Raw genomic sequence first — 3,682 nt, 5'->3', positions numbered from 1 at the left:
TGCCGACCCCCAACGGCGTCAAGGTGTCGATCATGCTTGAAGAGATCGGCCTGCCGTATGAACCGCATCGCGTCGGCTTCGATAGCAACGACCAGATGTCCCCCGAGTTCCTGTCGCTGAACCCCAACAACAAGATTCCGGCCATCCTCGACCCCCATGGTCCCGGTGGCCAGCCGCTGCCGTTGTTCGAATCCGGGGCGATCCTGATTTACCTGGCCGACAAGAGTGGGCAATTGCTGGCGCAGGAAGGGGCTGCACGCTACGAAACCATTCAGTGGTTGATGTTCCAGATGGGCGGCATCGGACCGATGTTTGGCCAGCTCGGCTTTTTCAACAAGTTCGCCGGCAAAGACTACGAAGACAAGCGTCCGCGTGACCGCTATGTCGAAGAAAGCAGACGCCTGCTCAGTGTCCTGGATAAGCTCCTGCAAGGCCGGGAGTGGATCATGGGCGAACGCTATACCATCGCCGATATCGCCACGTTCCCATGGATCCGCAACCTGATCGGCTTCTATGAAGCGGGCGATCTGGTCGGCATCGAGAATTTCCCGAACGTCACCCGCGTGCTGGAAAAATTCCTCGCACGGCCGGCGGTGAAGCGCGGTCTGGAAATCCCGAAACCTATCGCCAACTGACCGGGAATCTGTGGGAGCGGGCAAGCCCGCGCCCACAGGGGACGTGTTTTCAGGACACTCAAAAAAACGGCCGTATCCCGTGATGATCGAAATAGCGCTCGATCACCTTCGGATCAGAGCACGTCTGGGCAATCGCCACGTAGGTATCGGGCCTTAGCAGGTAAAAGCCGTTGCGTGCCAGTCCCGCTTCTTCAAACGCCGGTCGCCAATCGAACACCTGCAACGGCACATGGTGCTCGTGGCACCAGGCGATCATCTCATCGCTGGTATCGCCGTACACATGCACCTGCCAGGTCAGGCATTTCAGCGATTCGAAGTTGTCACCTTCACCGTCGTGCGCCCAGGGCAAGCGATCGCCGCCGTGCACGTGGCCGGCAACGCCCTGGCTCAGGGGCATCCCCCGATAGTTCAAAGTGATCTGCGACACCGTGCGGAACAGGAACTCGCGGGAGGTTTCGAACGAGGCCATTTTGGGAAGCAGCAATGGCGCCAGGCGAGTGCGCAACAGATCGGCCACGCGTCCTTCGGCAGTGACGAAGGTGAACACTCGGTCGGTGGTCGCCACCAGTTTGCGGGCGAAGGCGATGCGTTCGGTTTCATAGGTGTCGAGCAGTCTGGCTTCGGCACCGCCGCTCAGCACCGCTGCGAGTTTCCAGGCGAGGTTGATCGCATCGCCGATGCCGGTGTTCATGCCCTGGCCGCCGGCGGGACTGTGCACATGGGCGGCGTCGCCCAGTAAAAAAGCCCGGCCGCTGCGAAAGTGGTCCGCCACCCGGTGATGGACGCGGTAGGTCGAGAACCAGTTCAATTGTTCGACCTTGACCTGCATGTGCTCGATAGCCCGGCTGCTGACGTCTTCGAATTGCAGGGTTTCGGCCTGCTCGGCACGCTCGTCACGCACGGTGCCGATCAATCGCGCACGGCCTTGCGCGGCCAACGGGAACACGGCGAGGAAATCCGCTTCATCCAGATCCACGTGCAATTCGCCGTTGAACGTCGGCCCGCTGGCCTGCACGTCGGCCACGTAGAAAATCTGCTGATAGGTGTCACCGGGAAAGCCGGTGTCGAGGTTTTTGCGCACGATCGAGCGAGCGCCGTCGCAGCCCGCCAGGTAGCAGGCCTGACAGGTTTCCCGTTGACCGTCGGCCAGGCGCAAGGTGGCCGTAATGCCGTCACCGGATTCTTCGAAACCCAGTAGCTCGGTGTTGCGCTCGACAGTGACGCCGAAGGTTTCGAGCCGCTCGATCAGCAGCCGCTCGTGTTCATCCTGCGGGTAGATTTCGAGAAAGGCGTAGGGCGTCAGCCCTTCACCAACACGGCTCAGCGGCAGACGTGCCACAGGCTCGCCCTTGACCCAGAAATTGGCGGCAGCCACGCGATGGCCGTGTTGCACGATGGCATCGGCGAGGTCGAGCTGGCGATACAACTCCAGTGTCCGCGCCTGAACCGCCAGCGCCCGCGACGTGGTGCCGGGGGCCGAGGCCTTGTCGATGATCCGCACGCGAATTCCCAGTTTGCTCAGCCACAAGGCCAGAACCAGTCCGGTCGGGCCGGCGCCGATGATCAACACGTCGCTACGGTGCATGAGCCAGTCCTCCTCGCCATGTGATGTGAAGTATGGTCCACAGGCTGTCGCTGGGCAGGGATTTTCCATGGGAGCCGGCCTGCTCGCTCCGCCAGCATTCGTCAGATTCGAGGAACAGCCGTGGCCTGCCAAGGTCATAGCCTGCGCCATGCCATTGGTCGTATGGTTAACCCGGTTCAACGGACTTCCTGGAGCAACATGCAAGCCCAACGATTGATCATGAGCGTCGCCGCGTTGCTGGTGCTGGCCGGTTGCAGCAGTCAACGGACCCAGGAGCCACCGGTGCGCAAACCTGCCGAGGTCAAGGCGCAGATCGTGCGGTTGCTGCCGGCCAAGACGGTCGACCGCCAGGGCTGGGCCACGGATATCTACGCCGCGTTCGCTGCGCAGAACATTCCACCGACCACGCAAAACCTGTGTGCCGTGCTGGCGGTGACCGAGCAGGAATCGACTTTTCAGGTCGACCCGTCGGTCCCGGGGCTGGGCAAGATTGCCCGCGAGGAGATCGATCGTCGTGCCACCAAGGCGCACATTCCCAACCTGCTGGTCAGCGGAGCCCTGCGGGTGAGTTCGCCCAATGGCAAAACCTACAACGACCGCCTGAATGCGGCGCGCAGTGAAAAAGAACTGAGTGCGATTTTCGATGATTTCATTGGCATGGTGCCCATGGGTAAGACCCTGTTCGCAGGCTTCAACCCGGTACACACCGGTGGGCCAATGCAGGTCAGCATCGATTTCGCCGAGCAACAGGCCAAGGGGTATCCCTACCCGGTAGATGGCTCGATTCGTCGTGAAGTCTTTACCCGCCGGGGCGGCATGTATTTCGGCATCGCCCATTTGCTGGGTTACCCGGTGAGCTACAAACAGCCGTTGTACCGTTTTGCCGACTTCAATGCCGGTTGGTACGCCAGCCGCAATGCTGCGTTCCAGAACGCCGTCAGTCGTGCTTCCGGCATTCCGCTGGCGCTGGATGGCGACCTGGTGCGCTACGGTTCGATCATGCCCGGCAGCACGGAACTGGCGGTGCGCACCCTCGGCAAGCAGTTGGACATGCGCAATCCGACGATCAGGGATCAATTGGAGCAGGGCAACAGCCTCGAATTCGAGAACAGCAAGCTCTATCAACGGGTCTTTGCCTTGGCCGAACAGGCTGAGGGGCGACCACTGCCGCGCGCGGTATTGCCGGGGATCGTCCTGCAGAGCCCGAAAATCACCCGAAAACTCACTACAGCGTGGTTTGCCAAGCGGGTTGATGAGCGCTATCAGCGATGCATGGCGCGTAACTGAGAATCAAAAAATCCCAGGCACGAAAAAGCCCGGCTGATCAGGCCGGGCTTTTTGTCGGGTACTGCGGTGAAGCAGTTCAGTCATGCAACGGAGTTGCCTTGCAAACGATCCGAACCATCGGCGGCGACGGTGTTGCCTTGCAGGCGGTCGGAGCCATCGGCAGCGACTTCGTTGC

3 protein-coding genes are annotated in these 3,682 nt (G+C 61.1%); 2 read left to right on the top strand and 1 reads right to left on the bottom strand.

The features are described 5' to 3' along the window. A partial coding sequence (locus tag D8U69_RS02245; RefSeq protein WP_130906595.1) for a glutathione binding-like protein occupies positions 1-635 on the top strand: 635 nt, incomplete at its 5' end. Between the two features lie 58 nt (positions 636-693). Here D8U69_RS02245 and D8U69_RS02240 read toward each other — a convergent pair. After that, positions 694-2,220 carry an FAD-dependent oxidoreductase gene (locus D8U69_RS02240; protein WP_130904220.1) on the bottom strand — a complete coding sequence of 509 codons (1,527 nt, stop codon included), beginning with the start codon at positions 2,218-2,220 and terminating at the stop codon, positions 694-696. A gap of 198 nt (positions 2,221-2,418) precedes the next feature. On the opposite strand from D8U69_RS02240, the gene D8U69_RS02235 reads away from it, so the two are divergent. Continuing rightward, entirely contained in the window at positions 2,419-3,507 is a 1,089-nt protein-coding gene (locus D8U69_RS02235; RefSeq protein WP_130904221.1) for a DUF1615 domain-containing protein, read from the top strand. Positions 3,508-3,682: the final 175 nt, after the last annotated feature.

Source organism: Pseudomonas sp. Sample_16, from assembly GCF_004307665.1.
Classification (GTDB): Bacteria; Pseudomonadota; Gammaproteobacteria; order Pseudomonadales; family Pseudomonadaceae; genus Aquipseudomonas.
Note: the sequence above shows the minus strand (reverse complement) of the source record. Positions and strands in the feature narration are given on the sequence as shown.

Bases quoted from the DNA above. Each gene is read 5' to 3' on its own strand.
- D8U69_RS02240 (WP_130904220.1), bottom strand. From the start codon at position 2,220: ATGCACCGTAGCGACGTGTTGATCATCGGCGCCGGCCCGACCGGACTG.
- D8U69_RS02235 (WP_130904221.1), top strand. From the start codon at position 2,419: ATGCAAGCCCAACGATTGATCATGAGCGTCGCCGCGTTGCTGGTGCTG.